Genomic DNA, 21896 nt, shown 5'->3' with positions numbered 1-21896 from the left:
ACGCCACCGGCGGCCGTGGCCGGGCCGTCAGTGGTACTGGCCGACCTGGTAGTCGCCGGCGGGCTGCTGGGTGATGACGTTTCCGCGGTTGAAGGCGTTGATGACGGCGATCTGGGTCACCAGGGCGGCGAGCTGGTCCTCGTCGTAGTGCTTGGCGGCGTTGGCCCATACCTCGTCCGGGACGCCGCCGGCCGCGTCCGCGATGCGGGTGCCCTGTTCCGTCAGCTCCAGCGCGGCGCGCTCGGCGTCGGTGAAGACCGTGGCCTCGCGCCAGGCCGCGACCAGGTTGAGGCGTACCGAGGTCTCCCCGGCCGCGGCCGCCTCCTTGGTGTGCATGTCGATGCACCCGGCGCAGCCGTTGATCTGACTGGCGCGGAGGTTGACCAGTTCACGTGTCGCGGCGGGCAGCGTCGACTCCGCGAGCGCCTGACCCGCGGCGATGATGTGCTTGACCGCCTTGGCCGCGACCGGGCTGGCCATGATGTTCAACCGGGCTTCCATGGTGTACTCCTGTGTCGTCGCAGGGGGTTGCACCTCTTGGACGGAAGAGCCCGGCAGGCTGTGACATGCGCCGCCGGGGCCGGCCTGGCAGCCGGCGGCGGTCAGGGCAGCCAGTCGGCGAGAAGCTCGGCGAACTCCTGCTCGGCGAGCACCCTGACCTCCAGTTCCTTGGCCTTGGCGAGCTTCGAGCCGGCCTTCTCGCCGGCGACGAGGATCGTGGTCTTCCGCGAGACGGTGCCGGATGTCGTCCCTCCGGCCGCGATGATCAGATCGCTCACCTCGGTGCGGTTCTTTCCGGCGAGCGCGCCCGTCATGCCGCCGGTGACCACCACGGTCTCGCCGGCCAGTGGCCCTGCGTCACCCATGGTGGGGACGGGCGGCTCGGTCATGTTCACTCCGGCCGCAACCAGCTTCTCGACGACCGGGCCGAGCGCCGCGATGTGCGCCGCTATCTTCGGCGCGTTGGCGGCGGGGAGCTTCGGCACCTTCGCCAGCGTGTCGGCGTCCGCGGCGCGGATTGCGTCCATCGTGCCGAAGTACCGTGCGATCTCACGGGACAGCGTGCGGCCGGTGCGGACCACGCCGAGGGCGCAGAAGACACGGTTGAGGGGCTTGGCCCTGGCCGCCTCGATCTGTGCCAGCACGGTGTCGGCACGCTTCTCGCTCCTGGTGGCGTCGACCAGTTGCTCACGGCTGAGAGTGAACAGGTCGCCGACGTCGGCGACGGCGCCACTGTCGGCCAGGGCCTCGATGTACGTGGTGCCGAGGCCGTCGATGTCGAGCTGGTCGCGGCCCACCGCGTAGCGCAGCGCGGCCAGCAGCCCGCAGCCGCCGCCCGCGCCGCCGGCGCACTCCCATCGCTCACCGGAGGTGTCGATGTCCCCGCCGCACTTCGGGCAGGCCCCGGGCAGCTCGATCGGCGTCTCCTCGCCCGTGCGGAGGTCCACCACCGGGGCCTCGACGCGGGGAATGATGTCTCCCGCCTTGAAGACGCTGACGGTGTCGCCGATCATCAGTCCGCTGTCGCGGATGAATCTGGGGTTGTGCAGCGTGGCGTAGCGGACGATGCTGCCGTCGACCTCCACGGGTTCGAGTTCGGCGCGCGGGGCGATGACGCCGGTGCGGCCCACGTTCCACTCGACGGCCAGGAGCTTCGTCCGCCGCTCCATGGCGGGAAGCTTGTAGGCCGTGGCCCAGTGCGGGTGACGGGTGGCGAGACCGGCCTTCTCCTGCTCGGTCACGGCATTGGCCTTGATGACGACGCCGTCGATGCCGAAGGGCAATCCGGCACGCAGGGCGGCGATCTGTCCGACGCGGAGCTGGACCTCCTCCAGCGTGGCGCACACGTGGAGCCCCACCGGCGTGGCGGACGTGGTCTGCACCCCCGCGGCGGCCACCGCGGCCATCATCTCCTCGTGAGTGTCACCCGCCAGGCCGACGACGCCGTACGCGTAGAAGGTCGTCTCGATCACATACGGGCGGTCCTTGGCGCGGAGCGTCCCGGCGGTGCCGTTGCGCGGGTTGGAGAAGACCTTCGCGCCGTGCGCCTGCCGGATGGCGTTGGCCTGGTCGAACTGGGCTCGCGTGAGCAGGACTTCGCCGCGGACCTCGAACGTCGCAGGCGAGGCCAGCCGTGCGGGCAGACCCACGACGGAGCCGATGGCGTGGGATATGTCCTCGCCGTGCGTGCCGTCGCCCCGGGTGACGAGTCGTGTCAGGCGCCCGTCCACATAGCGTGCGGCGATGGCGGCGCCGTCCAGCTTGGGTTCGGCGACGTAGCCGCCCCGCACCGGCGCACCGAGGCGCCGTTCCAGCGATACGCCCCACTTGGTGAGTTCCTCGGCGCTGAAGACGTTGTCCAGGGAGAGCATCGGCACCACGTGCGTGACCTCTCCGGTCGGGGCCGCTCCACCGCCTACCTTGCCGGTGGGGGAGTCCTCCCGCACATGGCCGGGGTGCTCGCGCTCGTAATCGCGGATCCACCCGGCCAGCAGGTCGTAGGCGGCGTCATCAAGGGGACTCGTCCCGTCACCGTAATAGGCGGCGCACGCCTGCAGAGCCGTGTCCACGGCGGAGTGGTATTCGTCGCGGGAGGCCGGCGGCACGGCGATCACTGTCGTCATGCACAGCATCCTGTCCTCGGGGTCTGACACTCGGCTCCCGCGCGGGAGCCGAGCGCGTACATTGCTGGGCAAGATGAGGCGGTTGGAATGTCGAGAGGCGTGTCAAGCGAAATTCGGTCCCGCGACGTTCACACCCTGGACATCGGCGACGACCTGCGTCGATGCCGTCCGCTGGGATCCTTTGCCGTGGGCCGGCGAGGGTCCTCCGAAGCGCGCACCGGTGCGCATGATCCCGGCCGGTCCGGCACCACCTCCGAAATGGCTCGAGCAACGGCGAGGAATCCATGAACCCGAGCGACGCTGACCGCGCTGAACAGGCCGTCGCCGAACGCGACGCCGAGACCGCGGCCGAGGCCAAACCGCTGCTCGACGCCCCGCAGACGGCCGCGGCGGGGGTGGCGATGTGGATCTTCGTTGTCGGTCCGCCGCTCGCCCTGATCGCCGCGGTGCCTCTCGTGTGGGGATGGGGCCTGTCCGCCCTGGACATCGGCATGGCGGTGGTCGCCTACCTCGTGTCCGGCTTCGGCCTCACGGTCGGCTACCACCGGCTCTTCACGCACCGCTCGTTCAAGGCACGGCGGGGCCTGCGGATCGCCCTGGCCGTCGCGGGCTCGCTGGGCGTCGAGGGCTCGCCGGTCCAGTGGGTGGCGAACCACCGCCGCCACCACGCCTTCGCCGACCGCGAGGGCGACCCGCACTCGCCCTGGCGCTACGGGGCCGACACCCGCGCGCTGCTGAAGGGGCTTCTGCACGCCCACATCGGCTGGATGCTCAAGCGTGAGCTGAGCAACCGTGCCAGGTTCGCGCCCGACATCGCCGCCGATCCCGACATGCGCGTCGTCGGCCGGCTCTTCGGGCTGCTGACCGCCGTCTCGCTCCTCGTCCCGGCGCTGATCGGCGGGCTCGTCACCGGCACTTGGACCGGCGCGCTGACCGGGTTCTTCTGGGCCGGAGTGATCCGGATGGCGCTGCTGCACCACGTCACGTGGTCGGTGAACTCGGTGTGCCACGTGGCGGGCAACCGCCCGTTCATCAGCCGGGACAAGGCCACCAACTTCTGGCCGCTGGCCCTGCTGTCCTTCGGCGAGAGCTGGCACAACTCGCACCACGCCGACCCGACCGGCGCGCGCCACGGGGTCCTTCCGGGCCAGCTCGACCCGTCGGCACGTCTCATCTGGATCTTCGAGAAGCTGGGCTGGGTCCACGACGTGCGCTGGCCGAGGCCGGACCGGGTCAACGCCCGGCTGCTGTCCGGACCGGTCGGCTCGCACGAGCCGGCCGCCTGACACGGCGCGGACGGTCTCCCACGAACCGTTCAGCCCTCCGGCGGCCGCAAGTCCGGCCGCCGGAGGGCTGATGGGCGCGGGGATCAGATGAACGCGCGCTTGTCGGCGTCCAGGCGGTGCGAGAGCCGGATGGTGATGAACTCGTTGTCGTCCGCCTTGCCCGGGGTACGGCCGGACGAGAACGGGAAGTTGTTGTCGTTCATGACCGCCAGCGTGCGGTCGTCCAGCAGGACGACGTCCTCGATGGTGGTGAACGGGAAGCGGAAGGTCGTCCCGAAGCCGCCGAGGCCCTTGGGGTTCGCGATGTTCAGCAGGTCGGCCACCAGGGTCTTGTCCATGACGCCGTCGCGGTCGCGGTCGCGGGTGTCCGCGAGGTAGATGCGCTTGAACTGCGCGTCGTCGCCCTGCCCGCCGTCACGCTCGATGATGAGGAAACGGTGGCTGTCGACGGCGATGGCGTCGCCGATGGCGTTCGCCGGCGACTCGAGGCGGTAGATCCAGCGCTTGCCGGTGTACTTGCCCGCACGCAGGTCGAAGTCGCTGATGCGCAGGTCGCCCGGGGTGTCGCCGTTCACCGTGCCCTCGAGGAGCGGGTACAGGTGGTGCCCGTCGACCGAGCGGACCATGCCCTCGAAGCCCTTGCTGCTGATGGTGGTGGGCTGCTCGCCGTTCAGGTACGGGTTCTCCGGCGCCTTCACACCGGCCAGCGAGATCGGGGCCTGCAGCAGGCGCCCGCTCGGCGAGAAGTGCAGCAGGAACGGGCCGAACTCGTCGCCCATCCAGTAGGTGCCGTCGTAGGCCCGCACGATGGACTCGACGTCGAAGTCGGCGCCGGTCAGCTTGCGGTCGGCCCGCGTGAGCGGGAACGGCACGCGGCGGTCGGGGTCGCTCAGGTTGAAGCCACCGAGGACCTTCACCTTTCCGGTCCGCACGTCCGGCTTGAGGCGCTGGACGCGGAGCAGGAAGTCGGCGCTGTTCGCCTTGTTGCCGTACCCGTTGTCGGACAGGACGTCGAAGCTGCCGTCATGCCGGTTGACGATGCCGCTGAAGCCCTGGATCGGCTGTGCCGCGAACGGTGCCGCGATGCCGTTGAACGGGCCCGCCCCGATGGCCGAGCCGGACGGCTCGCTGCCCGGCACGAACGTCTCCGCGGGAAGGGACGCGAAGCCCGTCAGCCGGGCCTGGCCGAAGTCCGCGTGGTCGCGGTCGGCCGCGGCCGGCGAGGCGAGTCCGACGGTCAGTGCGGCGGCACTGAGCATGATCAGGAGTTTTCTCATGATTCGCACGCTAGGGACGCCGCATGGCTGGATGGTCAACAGAAGGCAAAGTCCGAACTCGGGCGCGATGACGCGTTGAACGCCGCCATGGGCCGCCGGCGCCGGCAGGATTTGAACTGACGTGTCGTTACTACGCGGCCGGGATCCGGCCGCACAGCCAGTTGCCCGGCTCCACCGGGTCGTCGCTGATCCAGAACTGACGCCACAGCAGCGCGAACTCCTCGCGACTGAGGTGCCCGTCGCCGTTCAGGTCGAGCAGTTCGAAGATGCCCGTCATCTCCACGGGCCGGCCGTTCCAGGTCTCGACGAGCCTGCGGTGCTCCTCCGGGGAGATACGGCCGTCGCCGTTGGCGTCCACGGCGTCGAAGACCGTGTCGGCGGTGGCGGTGACGTCCGCGGTCATGGCGGGCAACTTGTCCACGAGCGACAGCAGTTCGCCCAGGTCGACCGTGCCGTCGCCGTTGGCATCCCCGACGGCCAGGAGTGCTGCCCACCACCCCATCAGCAGCGTCTCCACGCGCGCCCGCAACTCCGTTCCGGGGCCCACTCCCGGCAGCCGGCTCCAGCGGGCGACGAGCGCCCTGAAGTCCTCCTCGCGTAGATAGCCGTCGCTGTCCGCGTCGAACGCGGCGAACATCCCCTTGAGCTTTCGCTCCTGAAACGCACTGGCCACGAGCGGCCTCCTTCGACGCCGAACCGAACCATGTCCCGCCGTTGACCGCCCTCCGAGAGGGCGGCCACGACAAAACTCTAGATCGCGGCGCGCCCCGGCCTCCACGAGCACATACGCACGAACGATCACCCGCGCCGGCTTGCCGACGGAAACCGGTGCGGGCCCGGGCCTACGGCTCGGGCGGCAGGTCGCCGACACCCGCGGCGACGGCCTGCTGGTGGCGGCGGCGCGCCGAAGGCAGGGCGAGGGCGGCGACCACGGCGAGGACGCCGACGCCCGCGCAGGTCCAGAAACCGGCGGTGAACGCGGTGTCCGTGGGCAGGCCCTGAGCTGTGGTGTGCGAGGTGATGACGGCCGCGACGACAGCCGTGCCGATGCTGCTGCCGATGGTCCGCGCGATCGTGTTGACCCCGCTGGCCTCACCGGTCTGCGCGGCGGGCACGCTCTCGATGATGGCGTTGGACATGGCCGCGAACGCGAAGCCGATGCCGGCGCCGGTGAGCACCCCGGAGACCAGTACCTGCCAGATCTGGCCGTGCCCGAGAGCCGGGAAGGCGAAGGCGACCACGACGCAGACGGCACCGATCACCATCGGCACCTTGGGACCGTGGCGGCGGTCCAGCGCGCCGGCCAGCGGGCCGAACACGACCATCGTCAGGACGGTGGGCAGCAGGAACAGGCCTGCTTGCGACACCGACTTGCCGAACCCGTAGCCGGTCGCCGCGGGAAGCTGCAGCAGCGTCGGGACGAGCAGGAAAGTGCCGAACATCGCGAAGCCGAGGATCAGCGCGACGAGGTCGGTGGCCCAGACGCCGCGGACCTTCATCAGTCGCATGTCGACCAGCGGTTCACGGACCCTCAGTTCGACCGTGACGAAGACGATCAGGGCTATCACGCCGAGCCCGAGCAGACCGGCGGTCTTCGTGTCGCCCCAGCCCCAGGTCTGCCCCTTGCTGATGGCCAGCAGGAGTGACACCAGGGCCACCGACAGGATGCCGGCGCCGAGTACGTCGAGGCGTCCCGGTGTGCGAACCGGCGACTCCTTCATCCCGAAGACGGCCCCGAGCAGCGCGATGACGACCAGTCCGAGGGGGAACCAGAACAGCCAGTGCCACGACAGGTGCTCCACGATCGGGCCCGCGGCCACGATGCCGACACCGGCACCGACACCGAAGATCGCCGACAGCAGGCCGACGGTGACGCCGACCCTCTCTCGCGGCAGCTCGTCGCGCACGATGCCTATCGACAGCGGCAGGATCGCGCCGGCGGCGCCTTGCAGGGCGCGGGCGGCGATCAGCACGACCAGGTTCGGAGCCAGCGCGGCGAGCAGCGTCCCCGCGGAGAGGATCACCAGGACGACGATCAGAACCCGGCGCTTGCCCACCATGTCACCGAGGCGGCCGAGGATCGGCGTCAGGACCGAGGCGGACAGCAGATAGGCCGTGATCACCCAACTGACGTTCCCGGTCGAGGCGTTCAGTTCCCGTCCGATGGTCGACAGCGCGGGCGCCACCAGCGACTGGAGCACGGCGAAGGCCAGGCCGCCCAGGGAGAGGAACAGCACCAGCAGCGTGGAGTTGGCGTGCCGGCCGACGGGCTGTTCCGGTGCGCCCTTTGAGTCGGCGAGGTCGCCGCCCGACTCCTCTACAGATTGCGTCACGAGGATCCTCGAAGTCGTAAGTAAACATCCGCTGACTTGAACCCTAGTCAGCGGCAGAGTGGGAAGTCAACGGACGTTTACAGCGCTCGTCACTGGCGGGCTAGGCTGGTGGCAGACCGGAAGGAACCCATGACAGCGAGCAGCACCTCACGCCCCTCCACGCGTGAGACCCCGGCGTCGTCCGGCAAGCCGGCACCGCAGCGGCGGCGCGACGCGGCCAACACCCGGCGGCTCCTGCTCGACGCCGCCCGCCGCCGGTTCGCCACCCAGGGGTACGCGGCCACCACGGTGCGGGAGATCGCCGACGAGGCCGGCGTCAACGTGGCTCTGATCAGCCGCTATTTCGACTCCAAGGAGGGGCTGTTCGAGGCGTGTCTGCCCACCAGCGTCGAAGAGGTCGGCCGCGCGGCGGGCACTGTGGAGGACCTGACCCAGATCGCCGACACGATCGCGAGAGGCGCCGCCGAGTCCAGCGCGGAAGGCCCCCACCAGATCATGCTGATGCTCCTGCTGCGCCCTTCCGGTGACGAGCGCGCCGAACGGTTGCGGCTCGGCGTACTGCGCGGGTACAGCGAACGCCTGGCGTCAGCCGCCGGGCGGCCCGCTGCGGACCCCGGAGGTGACGCGCTCATGCTCCGGGCGCAGCTCGTCCTCGCGCTCTCGCTCGGGATGGCGCTCCTGCGTTCATCCACGAATCTCGAACCGCTCGCCTCGGCCACCGCCGAAGACCTCGCCGAGCCGCTCCGCGACCTGGTGAACACGGCGCTCGCGGGCCGGTGAGCCGGTCGGCTCGGCCGTTGCGCGGCACGGGTTCAGAACGCCCGGAGGGGGGTCGCGTGCCAGTCGGCGGTGGTCGTATCGCGTGCTGTGGGGGCGCAGGCGAGCAGCCGCCACGAGGCCGGTGACCAGGCGAAGACGGCGTCCTGGCCGAAGCGCCGGCCCAGTGCGCGGGCTTGGGTGTCGTCCAAGCCGGCGATGGCCGCGCTGATCTCGCGGTGGGTGCCGGCTCGATCGCCACCGACGGCGGGCCACCACTGCCGGCCGGTGACGCGGACGTGGTGCTGCAGCTCGTGTTGTGCACGAAGGTTGGCCTCTGCGGTGGCCTCACGTCCGGCGGGGTTGAAGGCGGTCACGATGTGGATCGTCCGCCCGCCGGGGAGCGGGTAGGGCAGACCCGACACTCCGTGCGGGACGGGCGTCGGTGCGACACGGAGGCTGTGGGTGGGGAAGTCGATGTCCACGACCGCGCGCAGGTAGAACGGCCACTGCGCGGGCTGGGTGGCATGCGAGACGGCAGGCACAAGGGTCTCCTTGGAGAGGGGACCCCCTTACCTGCCGGCAGGGAGATCTACGGACCCGCTGACGCGGGGCGGATCGAGGCTGTCGAGTGCCGAACCGAGCACCTGACGGGCGCTGATGGTCGCACAGGGACGGATGCGCGGTCCAGGTCCGGTGCCGCTTCGCCGGAGGGCGATCGAGCAGGCGAAGTCATCGATCTTACGTAAAGCACTCAATAAATTGCGTTCATTGTGAGGGCCCGCGAGGGGGCAGTCCCCCGTCCCGGTGGCATTCCAAGGAATCATCCCTGTTCCTGAGCGGTGGTCGGGCGCCGAGTGCGAACGCAAGCAGCAGGCAGGCCGCGCAAGCCGTTGTTGCGGCAACTGCTGCCACATTACGAACCGTTGACAAATCGGAGACACGCTAGAAACCTGATGACGCGGTTTCCGCAAGAAGTCGACTGTCTGACTCAATTGATGTGCAGGGACGGCTCTCACCCCAGGAGTTGATGCGTTCCAGCCTCAACTGCCCCCGCTGTTCCTGCCTTTGGCGCTTCCGGTTCCGCCCTCGCCCTCCTCCCGCGCTCCCCCCTCCACGGAATTGAGGACCCAATGAGATGGAGACCCCTTGGCCGGCGGTCGCTGTCCGGCGCCGTCCTGGCCGGGCTCATGACGGTCGGGCTGTTACCGCTGCCCTTCGCCTCCACCGCACAGGCCGCCGCCCCGACCGCGAAGGTGGCGGCCGCCGACGTCAACCTCGCGCTCGGCCGCCCCGCCACCGCGGGCGGCTCCCTCGGTGCGTACCCCGCAGGGAACACCACCGACGGCGCCCAGGCCTCGTACTGGGAGGGCCCGGCCGGTTCCTTCCCCCAGTGGGTGCAGGTGGACCTCGGCGCCACCCGTGCCGTCGACCGGGTCGTGCTCAAGCTGCCCTCCGGATGGGAGACCCGGACCCAGACGCTCTCCCTCCAAGGCAGCACCGACGGCTCCTCCTTCGGCACGCTCTCCGCCTCGGCCGGACGGGTGTTCAACCCGGCACAGGCCAACACCGTCTCCGTCGACCTGACGTCCCCCACCGACGCCCGGTACGTCCGCGTCAACGTCTCAGGCAACACCGGCTGGAACGCCGCGCAGCTCTCCGAGCTGGAGGTGTACGGCGAGGAGGGCGGCAATACCGACCCGCCGCCCACCGGCACCAACCTGGCCCGCAACAAGCCGGTCGAGGCCACCTCGACGACGCAGACCTACGTAGCCGCCAACGCCACCGACGACTCCACCTCCACCTACTGGGAGGCTGCGGGCAACCCCGCGGACCTCACCGTCAAGCTGGGCGCGGCCGCGGACGTCACCGGCGTCGTCGTCAAGCTCAACCCGGACCCGGTGTGGGGGGCCAGGACCCAGGGCATCCAGGTGCTGGGCCGAGGAGCGTCCGACACCGGCTTCACCTCGCTGCGCGACCGCGCCGACTACGCCTTCAGCCCGGGCACCGGCAACTCGGTGACCATCCCGGTCAGCGGCCGCTGGGCCGACGTGCGGCTGCGGATCTTCTCCAACACCGGCGCGCCCGGCGGGCAGGTCGCCGAGTTCCAGGTCGTCGGCACTGCCGCGCCCGCCCCCGACCTCACCGTCACGGGCCTGGACTGGACACCGGCCGCGCCGTCCGAGCGGGACGCGGTCACCGTGAACGCCGGTGTCCGCAACGCCGGCACCGCACGTTCGGCCGCGACGACCGTGGACGTCAGCGTGGAGGGGACGGTCGCCGGCAGTGCCACCGTGCCCGCTCTCGACCCGGGTGCCTCCGCCACCGTCGCCGTCTCCACCGGGACCCGCCCGGCCGGGAGTTACACGGTCGCCGCGGTCGTCGACCCCCGCAACACCGTCGCCGAGCTGGACGACACCAACAACAGCCGCAACGCCGCGAACCGGCTCGTCGTGAGCCAGGCCCCCGGCCCCGACCTCGAGATCAGCGCGATCACCACGAGTCCCGCGAATCCGGCCGTGGGCTCGCCCGTCTCCTTCACCGTCGCCGTGCACAACCGCGGCATCACCGCCGCCGCGGCCGGCTCGGTGACCCGGCTCCAGGCCGGCACCACCACGCTGAACGGCACGACCGGCCAGGTCGCGGCGGGTGCCACGGTCAACGTGGCGATCAGCGGCACCTGGACGGCGACCGCAGGCGGCGCCACCCTCACCGCCACCGCGGACGCCACCGGCGTGGTCACCGAGACCAACGAGGACAACAACGTGCTCGCCAAGTCCCTCGTCGTCGGACGCGGCGCGGCCGTGCCGTACACCGAGTACGAGGCGGAGGACGGCCGCTACACGGGCACCCTGCTCACGGCGGACGCCAAGCGGACCTTCGGGCACACCAACTTCGCCACCGAGTCCTCCGGCCGCAAGTCCGTCCGGCTCGACTCCGGAGGCCAGTACGTCGAGTTCACCTCCACCACGTCCACCAACTCCGTCGTGGTGCGCAACTCCATCCCCGACGCCTCCGCCGGCGGGGGTACCGACGCGACCATCAGCCTGTACGCCGACGGCACGTTCGTGCAGAAGCTGAACCTCTCCTCCAAGCACAGCTGGCTGTACGGCAGCACCGACGACCCGGAGGGGCTCACCAACCGCCCCGGCGGCGACGCGCGGCGGCTCTTCGACGAGGCCCACGCGCTGCTGTCGCGGACCTACCCGCAGGGCACCACGTTCCGTCTGCAGCGTGACGCGGGCGATTCGGCGGCCTACTACATCATCGACCTGATCGACCTGGAGCAGGTCGCTCCTCCGGCGGCCAAGCCGGCGAACTGCACCTCGATCACGGACTACGGGGCCGTGCCGGGCGACGGGCTCGACGACACCGACGCCATCCAGCGCGCGGTCACCGCCGACCAGAACGGCCAGATCTCCTGCGTGTGGATCCCGGCCGGGCAGTGGCGCCAGGAGCAGAAGATCCTCACCGACGACCCGCTGAACCGCGGCCAGTTCAATCAGGTCGGCATCCGGGACGTCACCATCCGCGGCGCGGGCATGTGGCACTCGCAGCTCTACACCCTGACCCCGCCGCAGAACGCCGGCGGCATCAACCACCCGCACGAGGGCAACTTCGGCTTCGACATCGACGACAACACCCAGATCTCCGACATCGCCATCTTCGGTTCGGGCACCATCCGCGGCGGCGACGGCAACGCCGAGGGCGGCGTCGGCCTCAACGGGCGCTTCGGCAAGAACACGAAGATCACCAACGTGTGGATCGAGCACGCCAACGTCGGTGTCTGGGTCGGCCGCGACTACTCCAACATCCCCGAGCTGTGGGGCCCCGCCGACGGGCTGGAGTTCAGCGGCGTCCGAGTCCGCGACACCTACGCCGACGGCATCAACTTCGCCAACGGCTCCCGCAACTCCACCGTCTACAACTCCTCGTTCCGCAACACCGGTGACGACGCGCTGGCGGTGTGGGCGAGCAAGTACGTGAAGGACACCTCCGTCGACATCGGCCATGACAACCACTTCCGCAACAACACCATCCAGCTGCCCTGGCGGGCCAACGGCATCGCGGTGTACGGCGGCTACGGCAACACCATCGAGAACAACATCGTCTCCGACACCATGAACTACCCGGGCATCATGCTCGCCACCGACCACGACCCGATCCCCTTCTCGGGCCAGACCACCATCTCGGGCAACGCGCTGTACCGGACGGGCGGCGCGTTCTGGGGCGAGGCGCAGGAGTTCGGCGCCATCACGCTCTTCGCCCAGGGCACGGACATCCCGGGCGTGACCATCCGGGACACCGAGATCCACGACTCCACCTACGACGGCATCCAGTTCAAGACGGGTGGCGGCACGATGCCCGGCGTCAAGATCACCGACGTCCGCATCGACAACTCCGTCAACGGCTCCGGCATCCTCGCGATGAGCGGCGCCCGCGGCAGCGCCACCCTGACCAACGTCACGATCACGAACTCGGCCCAGGGCAACGTCCTGATCGAGCCCGGCTCCCAGTTCACGATCAGCGGCGCACCGGTCGGCCTCACCGCCGCACGCAAGGGCTACTGATCCCCGGTGGGGTCCCCGGCTCCCCCGCACAGGGGAGCCGGGGACCTCACGTGCTCACCCGGAGATCTGTCGCCGGACAGGCCGTGTCCCTACAGTTGTCGGCCGGGGAGTGGGGGCGGATGAAACTGTGGGGAAGCCGTACGAAGCGACGGCAGGCACCGGACGAGGACGCCGCCACGGCGGCCCGGCTCGTCGAGGTCTGGCTGGCCGGGCTGGAGCCCGGCGCGGCTGCGGAACCCGCGCGGCGCTGGCGGGAGTCGGGGCGACTCGCTCCCGGCGACGCACGCCGCTTCGCGGCCTGGTACCGGGAGCGAACCCGCGGCCACATGCTCGGCCCGTCGGCCGACGACGGGCTGTCGGTGCGGCCCGGATCCTCCGAGGAGTCCGAGAGGATCCGCGCCGAAACGCTGTCGATGACCCGGGACGCCCTCGCGCTGGACCGATGGCTGAGCGCGGAGGGCTACGAGTAGGCGAGTGGACGAGCGGAGGAGCGGTCGGCAGGCTGCCGGCACGATCGCCCTCAGGACGTCCCGAGGGTGTTGACGTAGCTCGTGCCGTTGCCGGCGAGGCCGCGCACGGCCTTCTGCACCTGGGACAGCGACTGGGCCTGCTTGGCGTTGTGGTAGAACCACGCGACCTGCATGTCCCAGGTGCGCTTCCCCGTGAACGGCAGATCCACGAACCACGTGTTGAAGTTCACGGACATGTCCTCGGTCGGGTAGTACGCGCCGCTGGTGCGGAACAGCACCTTCCCGTCGAGGCTGTAGGTGACGACCCCGTGTGCGGCCGTGGTCACCATCGTGTGCCACCCGTTGAGGCTGGACGTCGTGGCACGGGTGACCCGGTCCCCGTCCGCGACGCTGCGCCAGGTGGTCGTGTCGAGCCTCGGGCCCGGGGCGCCCCAGCCGCCGTTCGGCTGGTACTCGTTGTCGAGCTCGCTGTACCGGGCGAGGTGGTGCGGCGAGATCATGTAGAAGCTCTCGTTGATGTGATCGCCGTTGCCACCGCTCGTGGGGCTGTCCGTGAAGTGGATCCGGGCGGCGAAGGTCCCCGTCAGGAACTTGATGCCGGTGGTGTGCACCTCGGCCTGCGAGGTGCCCTGCTTCGTCCCGTCGGTCGCGGCCCGCAGTTGCAGGACCTGGCCGCCCAGCGCGTCCTTGTCCGCGGGGAAGCTGACGCCGTCGGCCGACCAGGTGTTCCGGATGCCGGGGCCGCCCTCGCTGGTGCGGACCAGCCAGCCGTGCGCGCGGAGCGCCGGATCGTGGGGGCCGCTGTAGTGGAAGTCGTCGAACATGATCCCGGAGGGGGCCGCGGGCCGGGCGGCGGAGGCCGCCGAACCCCGGGCGGACGCGGACGCGGACGCGGACGCGGAGGCAGGGGCGGGAGTGGGGGCGGCGGCACCGCCGCTGGGCTCGTCGCCCCAGACGTGCCTGCCGTCCAGGTAACCGGTCACCAGTTTCGACGCCTGGAAGGTGTCGTGGGCCGGGCTGAAGGACCGGTCGTTGCCCTGGTTCAGCTTCCCGCCGTCCGGGCGGTACAGCTGCAGCCCGATGGCCCCGCTCTTGGCCCCCGGGGCCAGCGTGCCCGCGGCCGCCGTGAAGGTGATCTGCAGATAGTGGTCCGCGGTGGGGGTGGGAGCGTCCATCGCGACGGTCTTCCCGATGAGGTTCGAGCAGCCCATCGATGCCTGGACGCAGTTGAACGTGTACGGAGAGGAGCCGTCCTCCGTGTAGTAGTACCGCATGGCCACGTCACCCAGCCGGACCCGCTTGCCGGAGGTGTTGACGACCTCCAGCCACGGCCGCGACGCGGCGGCCGTCGCCGGCGCACCCGCCTTGTAGCGGATGGTCAGCGCGGGCGGCGGCTGGTGTGCGTCACGCCACGTGGGATACAGCGCCGTACCTCCCGCGGCCACGGCGATCACCAGCAGGAGGAGCTTCGCCACCCCCCAAGCACGGCGGCGCGGCTTCTGCCGGCCGGACGGCACGGGTCGGCTGGGACGGGTCGGTCGGCTGGGACGGGCTGAGGGGCGGGCAGAACCCACGGAGGCTCCTAGCGCGGTGGAGGGGCGATGCCGGGGGCACGCATGGCGTTCTCAGGTCTCTGCGGCCGGCCGCCGGGCCGGTCGCCGGGCGGCGGGCCCGCGCCGGCTAGGAGGCATTGCCCGGCGCGAACCGGTCGCCATGGGGCTTGCCCGCCCAGGAGTCCTCGGCGTTGTTCCACCGCTGTTCCGGGACGGTCGCCTGCGGCACAAGGCCGGGGCCGGGGCCGGGGCCGGGGCCGGTCATGTCGGGGGCGTCGGCTCCGACGCCGCCGACCTCGATCTTGGCGCGGGTGCCCCAGTTGGTGCTCCGCAGGGTCGCCAGGGACCACAGCCGAAGCGGCAGCAGCAGTCCGAGGTTGAGCAGCGCGTACAGCGGGGCGGCGAGGAACGTCAGCACACGGTCGACGATGCCCACCTGTGCGGCGCCGCGCAGGTAGTGGACGGAGCGGACCCACGACATGACGCACATGTAGCCGACATAGCCGGCCAGCAGTGTCCAGCCGTGCGGATGCATGACGATCGCGACGAGCGAGGCGAACAACGCGGTGGTGAAGGCGACCCAGGTCGCGAGCTCGACGAGGTTGAGCCACCAGTACATGCGCCGCAGCCGGAACTTGCCGAGGAGCAGGAACCCCTCGCGGATGAACGACTTGCCCCAGCGGATCTGCTGCCGGATGTAGTGGCCGAGGCGCTCCGGGACGTCGGTGTAGCCGACGGCGGAGGGCTGGATGAGGGACAGGCCCTCGGTGAGGCAGTAGTACGTCAGGCGCCGGTCGTCGCCGAAGGTCGCGGGGCGCCGGAGGAACCGCTGGTCGAGGAAGTCGTCGAGGTGCTTGCGGACGACCCACCCGCGGTACATCGCCAGCGATCCGCAGGCGCACAGCACCGAGCCGAGGCGCGAGTAGGCGACCCGCTCACCGAGGAAGGCGTTGACGTAGCGCATGTCGATGAGGCGGGTGAGCAGGTTGGTACCGCGGTTGTGCGCGAGCACGAGCCCGGTGACGCACTGCACACGGCGCTTGGAGAAGGGCTCCGCGAGCTCGGCGACGGCGTGCTGGTCGAGCACGGTGTCGGAGTCCACGCACAGGTACACGTCCGCGTGCGGTTCCTGCTGGAAGCCCGCGGCGAGGCCGTGGCGCTTGCCGCGGTTGGCGGGGAAGCGGATGAAGTCGAGTCGCACCCCGGCGCGCTGGAACTGAGGGCGCATCTCCTCGACGAGGGCACCGGCGGAATGGTCCGCGGAGCAGTCGTCGACAACGGTCAGGGAGTGCGGCGGCAGGGTCTGGGCGAGGATCGACTCCAGGCAGCGGCGGAGCATCGCGGGGGACTCGTTGTAGACCGTGACCACGCCATGGATGCGATGACGGCCGTTCGGCTCGGGGAACGTCAGTTCCGGGCGGCGGCGCCGGCGGATGGACAGCAGCAGCTTGATGGCGAGGAGCGACCCGACGGCCAGTCCGTACCAGTGCAAATGACTCAGGGACCACGAGGTGTGGTCCCAGGAACCCGCGAGATTGTGCATGGACAGCGAAGACCTCCCTGCGAACACCCCCACCCGCCGGATCGAGCCGATGGCGCACACACGTACTTCGCACGAAGGTAACTCGACTCAAGGAGTCATGAAAGGTGCATCCTCGATTAATTCCCATCGCAGGATGTCAATTGCGCCTCTATGGAAGCCTTGTGAGCCAAGCGGACATGGGGTGTGAAAGCCCTCACATGTACGGCGCCGGGAGGCTCAGGAGCTGTTGCGGCCGATGCTCGCACCGCCGTCGACGCGCAGGATCTGGCCGGTGATGAATCCCGCCTTCTCGGAGAGCAGGAAGGCGATGGCGGCCGCGAGCTCGTCCGGGCGCCCGAACCTGCCCATGGGAACAGTCGCCAGGTAGCGGGCGGCTCCGGCCGATCCGGGCGGGTTGTTCTGCCGGAACAACTCGGTCTCGGTGGGGCCCGGGGCGACGGCGTTGACGGTGATCCCGTGCGCGGCCAGTTCTCCGGCCCAGCCTCGCGTGAAGAACTCCATGGCGGCCTTGGCCGCACCGTAGGACGTCCGGTCGGGCAGCCCCAGGGTGACCAGGCTGGTGACGTTCACCACACGGCCCCAGGACCGTTCGAGCATGCCGGGCAGGACGGCCTGGACGATCTGGAGCGCGGTGCGCACGTTCATGTCGAGGACCGCGTCGAGGTCGGACAGGGCGACCTTCCCGACGGGCGCGGGTCGCACCGTCCCCACGTTGTTGACCACGGCGTCGACCGGTCCCGTGCGCATCACTTCGCCCAGGACCCGATCGGTGGCCGCACGGTCGGCAAGGTCGGCTTCGTGGAACTCGCCGGGGAAGGATTCCGGTGCGCTGCGGGCGATGCCCACGGGCGTGTGACCTTCTGCTGCCAGCTGCTCGGCGAGGGCGCGGCCGATGCCTTTGGACGCACCTGTGACGAGCACGCGCCTGGGGGTCATGGGGTGGGTCATGGGTTCACTCCTTCACTGCTTTACTGCGCCGATCGGGCGCCGGATGCGTGGGGGAGGGCTTGTTCGGCCCAGACCACCTTCCCGCCCGGGACCGAGCGGGAGCCCCACCTGCGGGACAGATTGGTGACGAGGAAGAGGCCGCGACCGTTCTCGTCCGTCGCGCGTGCGCGGCGCGGACGCGGGGTGCAGGGGCCGGCGTCGGACACTTCGCAGGTCAGGACTTGGTGCCGGATGAGCCGCAGCCCGATCTGCCCGGTGCCGTGGCGGACGGCGTTGGTGACGAGTTCGCTGACGATCAGCGTCGTGGCGTCGACGAGACCTTCCAGGCCCCATTCCCTCAGTTGACGTGCCGCGAGGTTGCGGGCACCGCTGACGGCGGACTGGTCACCCGGCAGTGACCAGGAGGCGACCCGGCTGGAACTGAGGGAGCGGGCGCGGACGAGGAGGAGTGTGATGTCGTCGCACGGCGCCTGGTCGGGAAGGGTCCGTGTCGCGGTGTCGCAGAGTTCCTCCAGGGACCGGCCCGGTTGTGCGAGGGCGATGCCCAGGCGGTGCATTCCCTCGTCGATGTCGTGGTCGCGGGTCTCGATCAGGCCGTCGGTGTAGAGGGCCAGGACGCTTCCCTCGGCCAGTTCCAGCTCCACGGACTCGAAGGGGTCTCCCAGGCCGACCCCCAGGGGGGCTCCTGTGGGGAGGTCGGGGTACGAGACCCGCCCCTGCGGGTCGATGACGGCGGGCGGGGGGTGCCCGGCCCGTGCCATGGTGCAGCGGCGGGTGGCGGGGTCGTAGACGGCGTACAGGCAGGTGGCGCCCGCCACCGCGGGGGTCTGGTCCGGGAGATCGCCCCCTTCCTCGCCCAGTCGCTGGACCGTGTCGTCGAGGTGGGCCAGCAGTTCGTCCGGGGGCAGTTCCATGTCCGCGAGCGTCTGCACGGCGGTGCGGAGCCTGCCCATGGTCGCGGCGGCGTGGAGGCCGTGCCCGATCACGTCGCCGACGACGAGCGCCACCCGCGCGCCGGACAGCGGGATCACGTCGAACCAGTCGCCGCCGACACCGTGGTCCATGTCGGCGGGCAGGTAGCGCGACGCCGTCTCGACCGCCGTGCCGCCTGTCAGCCGGCGCGGCAGCAGATGGCGTTGGAGCGTGAGGGCGACGGTGTGCTTGCGGGCGTACTGGCGGGCGTTGTTCAGCGACTGCGCGGCGCGGCCGACGAGTTCTTCGGCCAGCAGGAGATCGACCTCGTGGAACGGCGCGGGATCCGTCGTGCGGACGAACAGCGCCACGCCCAGCAGGGCGCGCCGTGCGCGGATGGGTACGATCATGATCGAGTGCACGCCCTGTTCGCGGACCCTGTGCGCCAGTTCCGGCACCTTGTCGACCCAGGTGCCCGAAGCGGTGTCCAAGACGGGCTCCAGGAGGGACTTGCCGGCATGCAGGACGTCGGTGAAGGGTGAGACCGCCGGCACGGACACCGGCTCGCCGCGCAACCAGGGTGATTCCGGCACCCCTTGGCGGATCGAGGCCAGACCGGCACGTCGGAGCCCGGGGAGGTGCTTGCCCGTCGCGCCGATGCGGACCGGGGACCCCTCCCCGTAGGAGATCGACTGCTCCAGGTCCACGGCGACGTGGTCGGCGAGCAGCGGCACGGCGAGGTCGGCCAGTTCCTGGCCGGCCTGCATCACGTCCAGGGTGCTGCCCAGCCGCGTGCCGGCATGGCTGAGGACGGCGAGGCGCTCACGCGCCTGCCAACTCGCGGTGACGTCGGCGCCGATGACGCACACCCCCAGCGCCTCGCCGTCGGCGCCCTGGAGGCACTGGAACGAAGCCGCGAACTGGTGCTCCGGGCCCCGGCTCGTCGGCAGCCAGGTCCGGTACTGGTGGATCTCGGTCGTACCGTTCCGGAGGACCTGCCGCATGACCGTCTCGATGGTCTCGGCATTGGCACCGGGCAGTACCTCGGTGAACCGGCGGCCGAGACGTCGGCCACGGGGAAGGCCGTCGTGGAACTCGGCATCGTCGTTCACATAGGTGGACCGCAGTTGCAGGTCACGAATGCCGACACCGATGGGTGTGCGGGCGAGAAGCGGCCCCCGCACCGAAGCGTCCGTCGCGTCCCCGGGCAGCGGGACGGTGTCGGTCACGGACGCGAGCCATCGTGCTGTCCCGTCCTGACCGTGCAGCATCGTGATCCGCAGGCTGACGTCCAGCACACGGCCGTCCCGGTGGCGCACCGCCGTCGCCCCTGACCAGCCGTTTTCGGCACGACACCGCTCGACGAACGCCGATGTCGTCATCGCTGCCTTGAAGGACGGCAGCACGAGTGCGGCGGACCGGCCCACGACGTGCCCGGCGGAGAATCCGGCGAGTCGCTCGGCGGTGTGTGTCCATGCGGCGACGTTCCCCTGCTCGTCGAGCAGTGCGATCGCCGTATCGGATATATCTGAGGTACTCAGCTGCTTACCGAGTGTCACTGCTTCGAGGCTGGTCGTGGTCATTCGATGCCGCCCTCGGGAGTCTGGGGAAGCCGGTGGCAGGGGGCTTGTGCTATGCGCCCCTTTTGTCATCGAATGACCGGATGGCGATGGGCTTTGTGACAGCGCCGCGGGCCGTCCGAACTGCGGCTGCCGCGGGCACGCGAGGCCCGTGGGGCCCGTGTGGTTTCGGGACAATGGACAGCCATTGACAATTCTTGCCACAAGCCAGAACCGGCCGCCATGGACTGTTCATTGGAAGGTCGGGAGATCGACCGCGGACGCTGCGAAATTTCGCGGCATGGACACTCCTAACATGGGTATCGATGCCCGGCTCGCCGCGAAGATGAGCATGGCCGAGCAGCACGAGTATTTGCGGTCCAAGGTGACGCGCCGCCGCGTGATGCTCGGCGGGATCGCCACCGCCGGCACCGTCGCCGCGTCCGGGCTGCTCGGCGGGGTCGCGCGGGCGCAGGCCCCGACCCCCTCCCTGCTGACCAAGCCGGCCACCGGTCATGTGGACGGCGCGCTGGTCGCCCCCTTCGGACGGCACCTCCAGTTCGGCGCCGACCCGAAGACGCAGTTCACCATCTCCTGGCAGGTCCCGCTGGCGGTCCGCAAGCCGTTCGTCCGGATCGGCCTCCAGCCGTGGTCGCTCAGCCACAAGATCGAGGCCGAGGTCCGCGATCTGCACACCCCGCAGCTGCTCAACAGCAAGCTGCCGCCGGTCGACCAGTTCTACCTGCACGCGCAGGTCCACGGTCTGCGTCCGGGCACCACCTACTACTACGGTGTGGGCCACGACGGCTTCGACCCGGCCGACGCCGCGGCCTTCGCCACCATCGGCTCCTTCACCACCGCGCCCGCGCACAACGAGCGCTTCACCTTCACCGCCTTCGGTGACCAGGGCGTCAGCTACCACGCCCTGGCCAACGACTCGCTGATCCTGGCCCAGAACCCGGTCTTCCACCTGCACGCCGGCGACATCTGCTACGCCGACCCGGACGGCTCGGGCCAGCAGAGCGACTCGGCCGACTACGACGCGCGCACCTGGGACCAGTTCCTCGCCCAGACCGAGTCCGTCGCCGCGCGTGTGCCGTGGATGGTGACGACCGGCAACCACGACATGGAGGCCTGGTACTCGCCGAACGGCTACGGCGGCCAGGAGGCCCGCTGGACGCTCCCGGCGACCGGCCACGCCCCGGAGACCCAGCCGGGCGCCTACTCCTTCGTCTACGGCAACACCGCGGTGATCGCGCTGGACGCCAACGACGTGTCCTACGAGATCCCGGCCAACTACGGGATCACCGGCGGCAAGCAGACCGCGTGGCTGGACCGCACCCTGGCCGGCTACCGCAAGCAGCGCGGCATCGACTTCCTCGTGGTGTTCTTCCACCACTGCGCCTACTCCACCACCAACCAGCACGCCTCCGACGGCGGTGTGCAGGCGGAGTGGGTGCCGATCTTCGAGAAGCACCAGGTCGACCTGGTGATCAACGGCCACAACCACGTCTACGAGCGGACCGACGCGATCCGCAAGGGCGCGGTGTCGCACCAGGTGCAGATCGGCGACACCACGCGTCCCGCCACCGACGGCACGGTCTACATCACCGCGGGCGGTGCCGGCCGCAGCCTCTACAGCTTCCCGGTCGCGGACAGCTACGAGGGCCACGAGAACGAGGTCGACCCGGTCCCCACCTGGCACTCGGCCAAGGGCGGCGGCCAGGTCGTGGACTCCGTGCACTGGTCGCGGGTCCGCTACACCGGCTACTCGTTCATCTCCGTGGACGTCGAGCCGGCCCGTTCCGGGCACGAGGCGAAGCTGAATGTCTCCGCGATCGCGGAGACGGGGCAGCGCATCGACCACTTCACGGTGGCCCGCCGCACCAAGTGACCCATGCGGTCGGGCGCTTCGTGCGAAGGGGCGGGTGACCTCGTCCGGCGAGGCGTCCGAGGCCGCTGATCCGCAGCCGGGGGCGGGCGCGGGGGGGGGGTGCGACCCCGCGCCCCCCCCCCCAAGGCGCGCCCGCGAGCTAAAAAAAAAAACCAACCCACCCAACCCCC

Annotated in this window: 15 protein-coding genes; 5 read left to right on the top strand and 10 right to left on the bottom strand. The window is 70.3% G+C overall.

Going from position 1 to position 21896, the window contains the following annotated elements:
• Nucleotides 1–27: 27 nt before the first annotated feature.
• Together ACFWVC_RS17075 and ligA are read right to left on the bottom strand one after the other, a co-directional pair.
• Entirely contained in the window at nt 28–501 is a 474-nt protein-coding gene (locus ACFWVC_RS17075) for a carboxymuconolactone decarboxylase family protein (RefSeq protein ID WP_384285618.1), read from the bottom strand.
• 101 nt (nt 502–602) lie between these two features.
• Complete coding sequence (ligA, locus tag ACFWVC_RS17070; RefSeq protein ID WP_384285616.1) at nt 603–2624, bottom strand: NAD-dependent DNA ligase LigA; 2022 nt, start codon at nt 2622–2624, stop codon at nt 603–605.
• A gap of 284 nt (nt 2625–2908) precedes the next feature.
• Here ligA and ACFWVC_RS17065 point away from each other — a divergent pair, with 284 nt between their 5' ends.
• Nucleotides 2909–3910 carry an acyl-CoA desaturase gene (locus tag ACFWVC_RS17065; RefSeq protein WP_384285613.1) on the top strand — a complete coding sequence of 334 codons (1002 nt, stop codon included), beginning with the start codon at nt 2909–2911 and terminating at the stop codon, nt 3908–3910.
• 83 nt (nt 3911–3993) lie between these two features.
• Here ACFWVC_RS17065 and ACFWVC_RS17060 read toward each other — a convergent pair whose 3' ends face one another.
• From ACFWVC_RS17060 to ACFWVC_RS17050, 3 genes are all read right to left on the bottom strand, one after another.
• Entirely contained in the window at nt 3994–5187 is a 1194-nt protein-coding gene (locus ACFWVC_RS17060; protein WP_384285609.1) for an esterase-like activity of phytase family protein, read from the bottom strand.
• 130 nt (nt 5188–5317) lie between these two features.
• Nucleotides 5318–5860, bottom strand: a complete 543-nt coding sequence (locus ACFWVC_RS17055) for an EF-hand domain-containing protein (RefSeq protein ID WP_384285605.1) — start codon at nt 5858–5860, stop codon at nt 5318–5320.
• Nucleotides 5861–6029: 169 nt separating this feature from the next.
• Nucleotides 6030–7520 (bottom strand): MFS transporter, encoded by a 1491-nt coding sequence (locus ACFWVC_RS17050; RefSeq protein ID WP_384285601.1) that lies wholly within the window; start codon nt 7518–7520, stop codon nt 6030–6032.
• Between the two features lie 129 nt (nt 7521–7649).
• Between ACFWVC_RS17050 and ACFWVC_RS17045 the strand changes: the two genes are divergently transcribed.
• Nucleotides 7650–8300, top strand: a complete 651-nt coding sequence (locus tag ACFWVC_RS17045) for a TetR/AcrR family transcriptional regulator (RefSeq protein ID WP_384285599.1) — start codon at nt 7650–7652, stop codon at nt 8298–8300.
• Nucleotides 8301–8332: 32 nt separating this feature from the next.
• Here ACFWVC_RS17045 and ACFWVC_RS17040 read toward each other — a convergent pair whose 3' ends face one another.
• On the bottom strand, nt 8333–8821 hold the full coding sequence (locus tag ACFWVC_RS17040) for a DUF3293 domain-containing protein (protein WP_384285597.1): 489 nt from the start codon (nt 8819–8821) through the stop codon (nt 8333–8335).
• A gap of 588 nt (nt 8822–9409) precedes the next feature.
• Between ACFWVC_RS17040 and ACFWVC_RS17035 the strand changes: the two genes are divergently transcribed.
• On the top strand, nt 9410–12847 hold the full coding sequence (locus ACFWVC_RS17035; protein WP_384285595.1) for a CARDB domain-containing protein: 3438 nt from the start codon (nt 9410–9412) through the stop codon (nt 12845–12847).
• 119 nt (nt 12848–12966) lie between these two features.
• Nucleotides 12967–13317: a hypothetical protein gene (locus ACFWVC_RS17030; RefSeq protein WP_384285593.1), complete on the top strand. Its 351-nt coding sequence runs from the start codon at nt 12967–12969 to the stop codon at nt 13315–13317.
• A gap of 50 nt (nt 13318–13367) precedes the next feature.
• Here the strand turns inward: ACFWVC_RS17030 and ACFWVC_RS17025 are convergent, their stop codons facing one another.
• From ACFWVC_RS17025 to ACFWVC_RS17010, 4 genes are all read right to left on the bottom strand, one after another.
• On the bottom strand, nt 13368–14792 hold the full coding sequence (locus tag ACFWVC_RS17025) for a cellulose binding domain-containing protein (RefSeq protein ID WP_384285590.1): 1425 nt from the start codon (nt 14790–14792) through the stop codon (nt 13368–13370).
• 205 nt (nt 14793–14997) lie between these two features.
• Nucleotides 14998–16413 (bottom strand): glycosyltransferase, encoded by a 1416-nt coding sequence (locus ACFWVC_RS17020; RefSeq protein WP_384285588.1) that lies wholly within the window; start codon nt 16411–16413, stop codon nt 14998–15000.
• A 216-nt stretch (nt 16414–16629) separates the two neighbouring features.
• Complete coding sequence (locus ACFWVC_RS17015) at nt 16630–17361, bottom strand: SDR family oxidoreductase (RefSeq protein ID WP_384285585.1); 732 nt, start codon at nt 17359–17361, stop codon at nt 16630–16632.
• Between the two features lie 20 nt (nt 17362–17381).
• A complete protein-coding gene (locus ACFWVC_RS17010; protein WP_384285582.1) occupies nt 17382–19856 on the bottom strand; it encodes a SpoIIE family protein phosphatase in 2475 nt (824 codons plus the stop codon).
• 277 nt (nt 19857–20133) lie between these two features.
• Between ACFWVC_RS17010 and ACFWVC_RS17005 the strand changes: the two genes are divergently transcribed.
• Nucleotides 20134–21726, top strand: a complete 1593-nt coding sequence (locus ACFWVC_RS17005) for a fibronectin type III domain-containing protein (RefSeq protein WP_384285577.1) — start codon at nt 20134–20136, stop codon at nt 21724–21726.
• The last annotated feature ends 170 nt before the right edge of the window (nt 21727–21896 follow it).

Origin of the sequence: Streptomyces sp. NPDC058691 (assembly GCF_042714775.1) — a bacterium.
Taxonomy (GTDB): domain Bacteria; phylum Actinomycetota; class Actinomycetes; order Streptomycetales; family Streptomycetaceae; genus Actinacidiphila.
The sequence above is the reverse complement of the archived record's forward strand: the minus strand, read 5'-3'. Positions and strand labels throughout refer to the sequence as shown.

What these genes read in the sequence shown, in the direction of transcription:
- ACFWVC_RS17075 (WP_384285618.1), bottom strand. Translation starts at nt 501, where the DNA reads ATGGAAGCCCGGTTGAACATCATGGCCAGCCCGGTCGCGGCCAAGGCG.
- ligA (WP_384285616.1), bottom strand. Translation starts at nt 2,624, where the DNA reads ATGACGACAGTGATCGCCGTGCCGCCGGCCTCCCGCGACGAATACCAC.
- ACFWVC_RS17065 (WP_384285613.1), top strand. Translation starts at nt 2,909, where the DNA reads ATGAACCCGAGCGACGCTGACCGCGCTGAACAGGCCGTCGCCGAACGC.
- ACFWVC_RS17060 (WP_384285609.1), bottom strand. Translation starts at nt 5,187, where the DNA reads ATGAGAAAACTCCTGATCATGCTCAGTGCCGCCGCACTGACCGTCGGA.
- ACFWVC_RS17045 (WP_384285599.1), top strand. Translation starts at nt 7,650, where the DNA reads ATGACAGCGAGCAGCACCTCACGCCCCTCCACGCGTGAGACCCCGGCG.
- ACFWVC_RS17035 (WP_384285595.1), top strand. Translation starts at nt 9,410, where the DNA reads ATGAGATGGAGACCCCTTGGCCGGCGGTCGCTGTCCGGCGCCGTCCTG.
- ACFWVC_RS17030 (WP_384285593.1), top strand. Translation starts at nt 12,967, where the DNA reads ATGAAACTGTGGGGAAGCCGTACGAAGCGACGGCAGGCACCGGACGAG.
- ACFWVC_RS17020 (WP_384285588.1), bottom strand. Translation starts at nt 16,413, where the DNA reads ATGCACAATCTCGCGGGTTCCTGGGACCACACCTCGTGGTCCCTGAGT.
- ACFWVC_RS17015 (WP_384285585.1), bottom strand. Translation starts at nt 17,361, where the DNA reads ATGACCCACCCCATGACCCCCAGGCGCGTGCTCGTCACAGGTGCGTCC.
- ACFWVC_RS17010 (WP_384285582.1), bottom strand. Translation starts at nt 19,856, where the DNA reads ATGACCACGACCAGCCTCGAAGCAGTGACACTCGGTAAGCAGCTGAGT.
- ACFWVC_RS17005 (WP_384285577.1), top strand. Translation starts at nt 20,134, where the DNA reads ATGGACACTCCTAACATGGGTATCGATGCCCGGCTCGCCGCGAAGATG.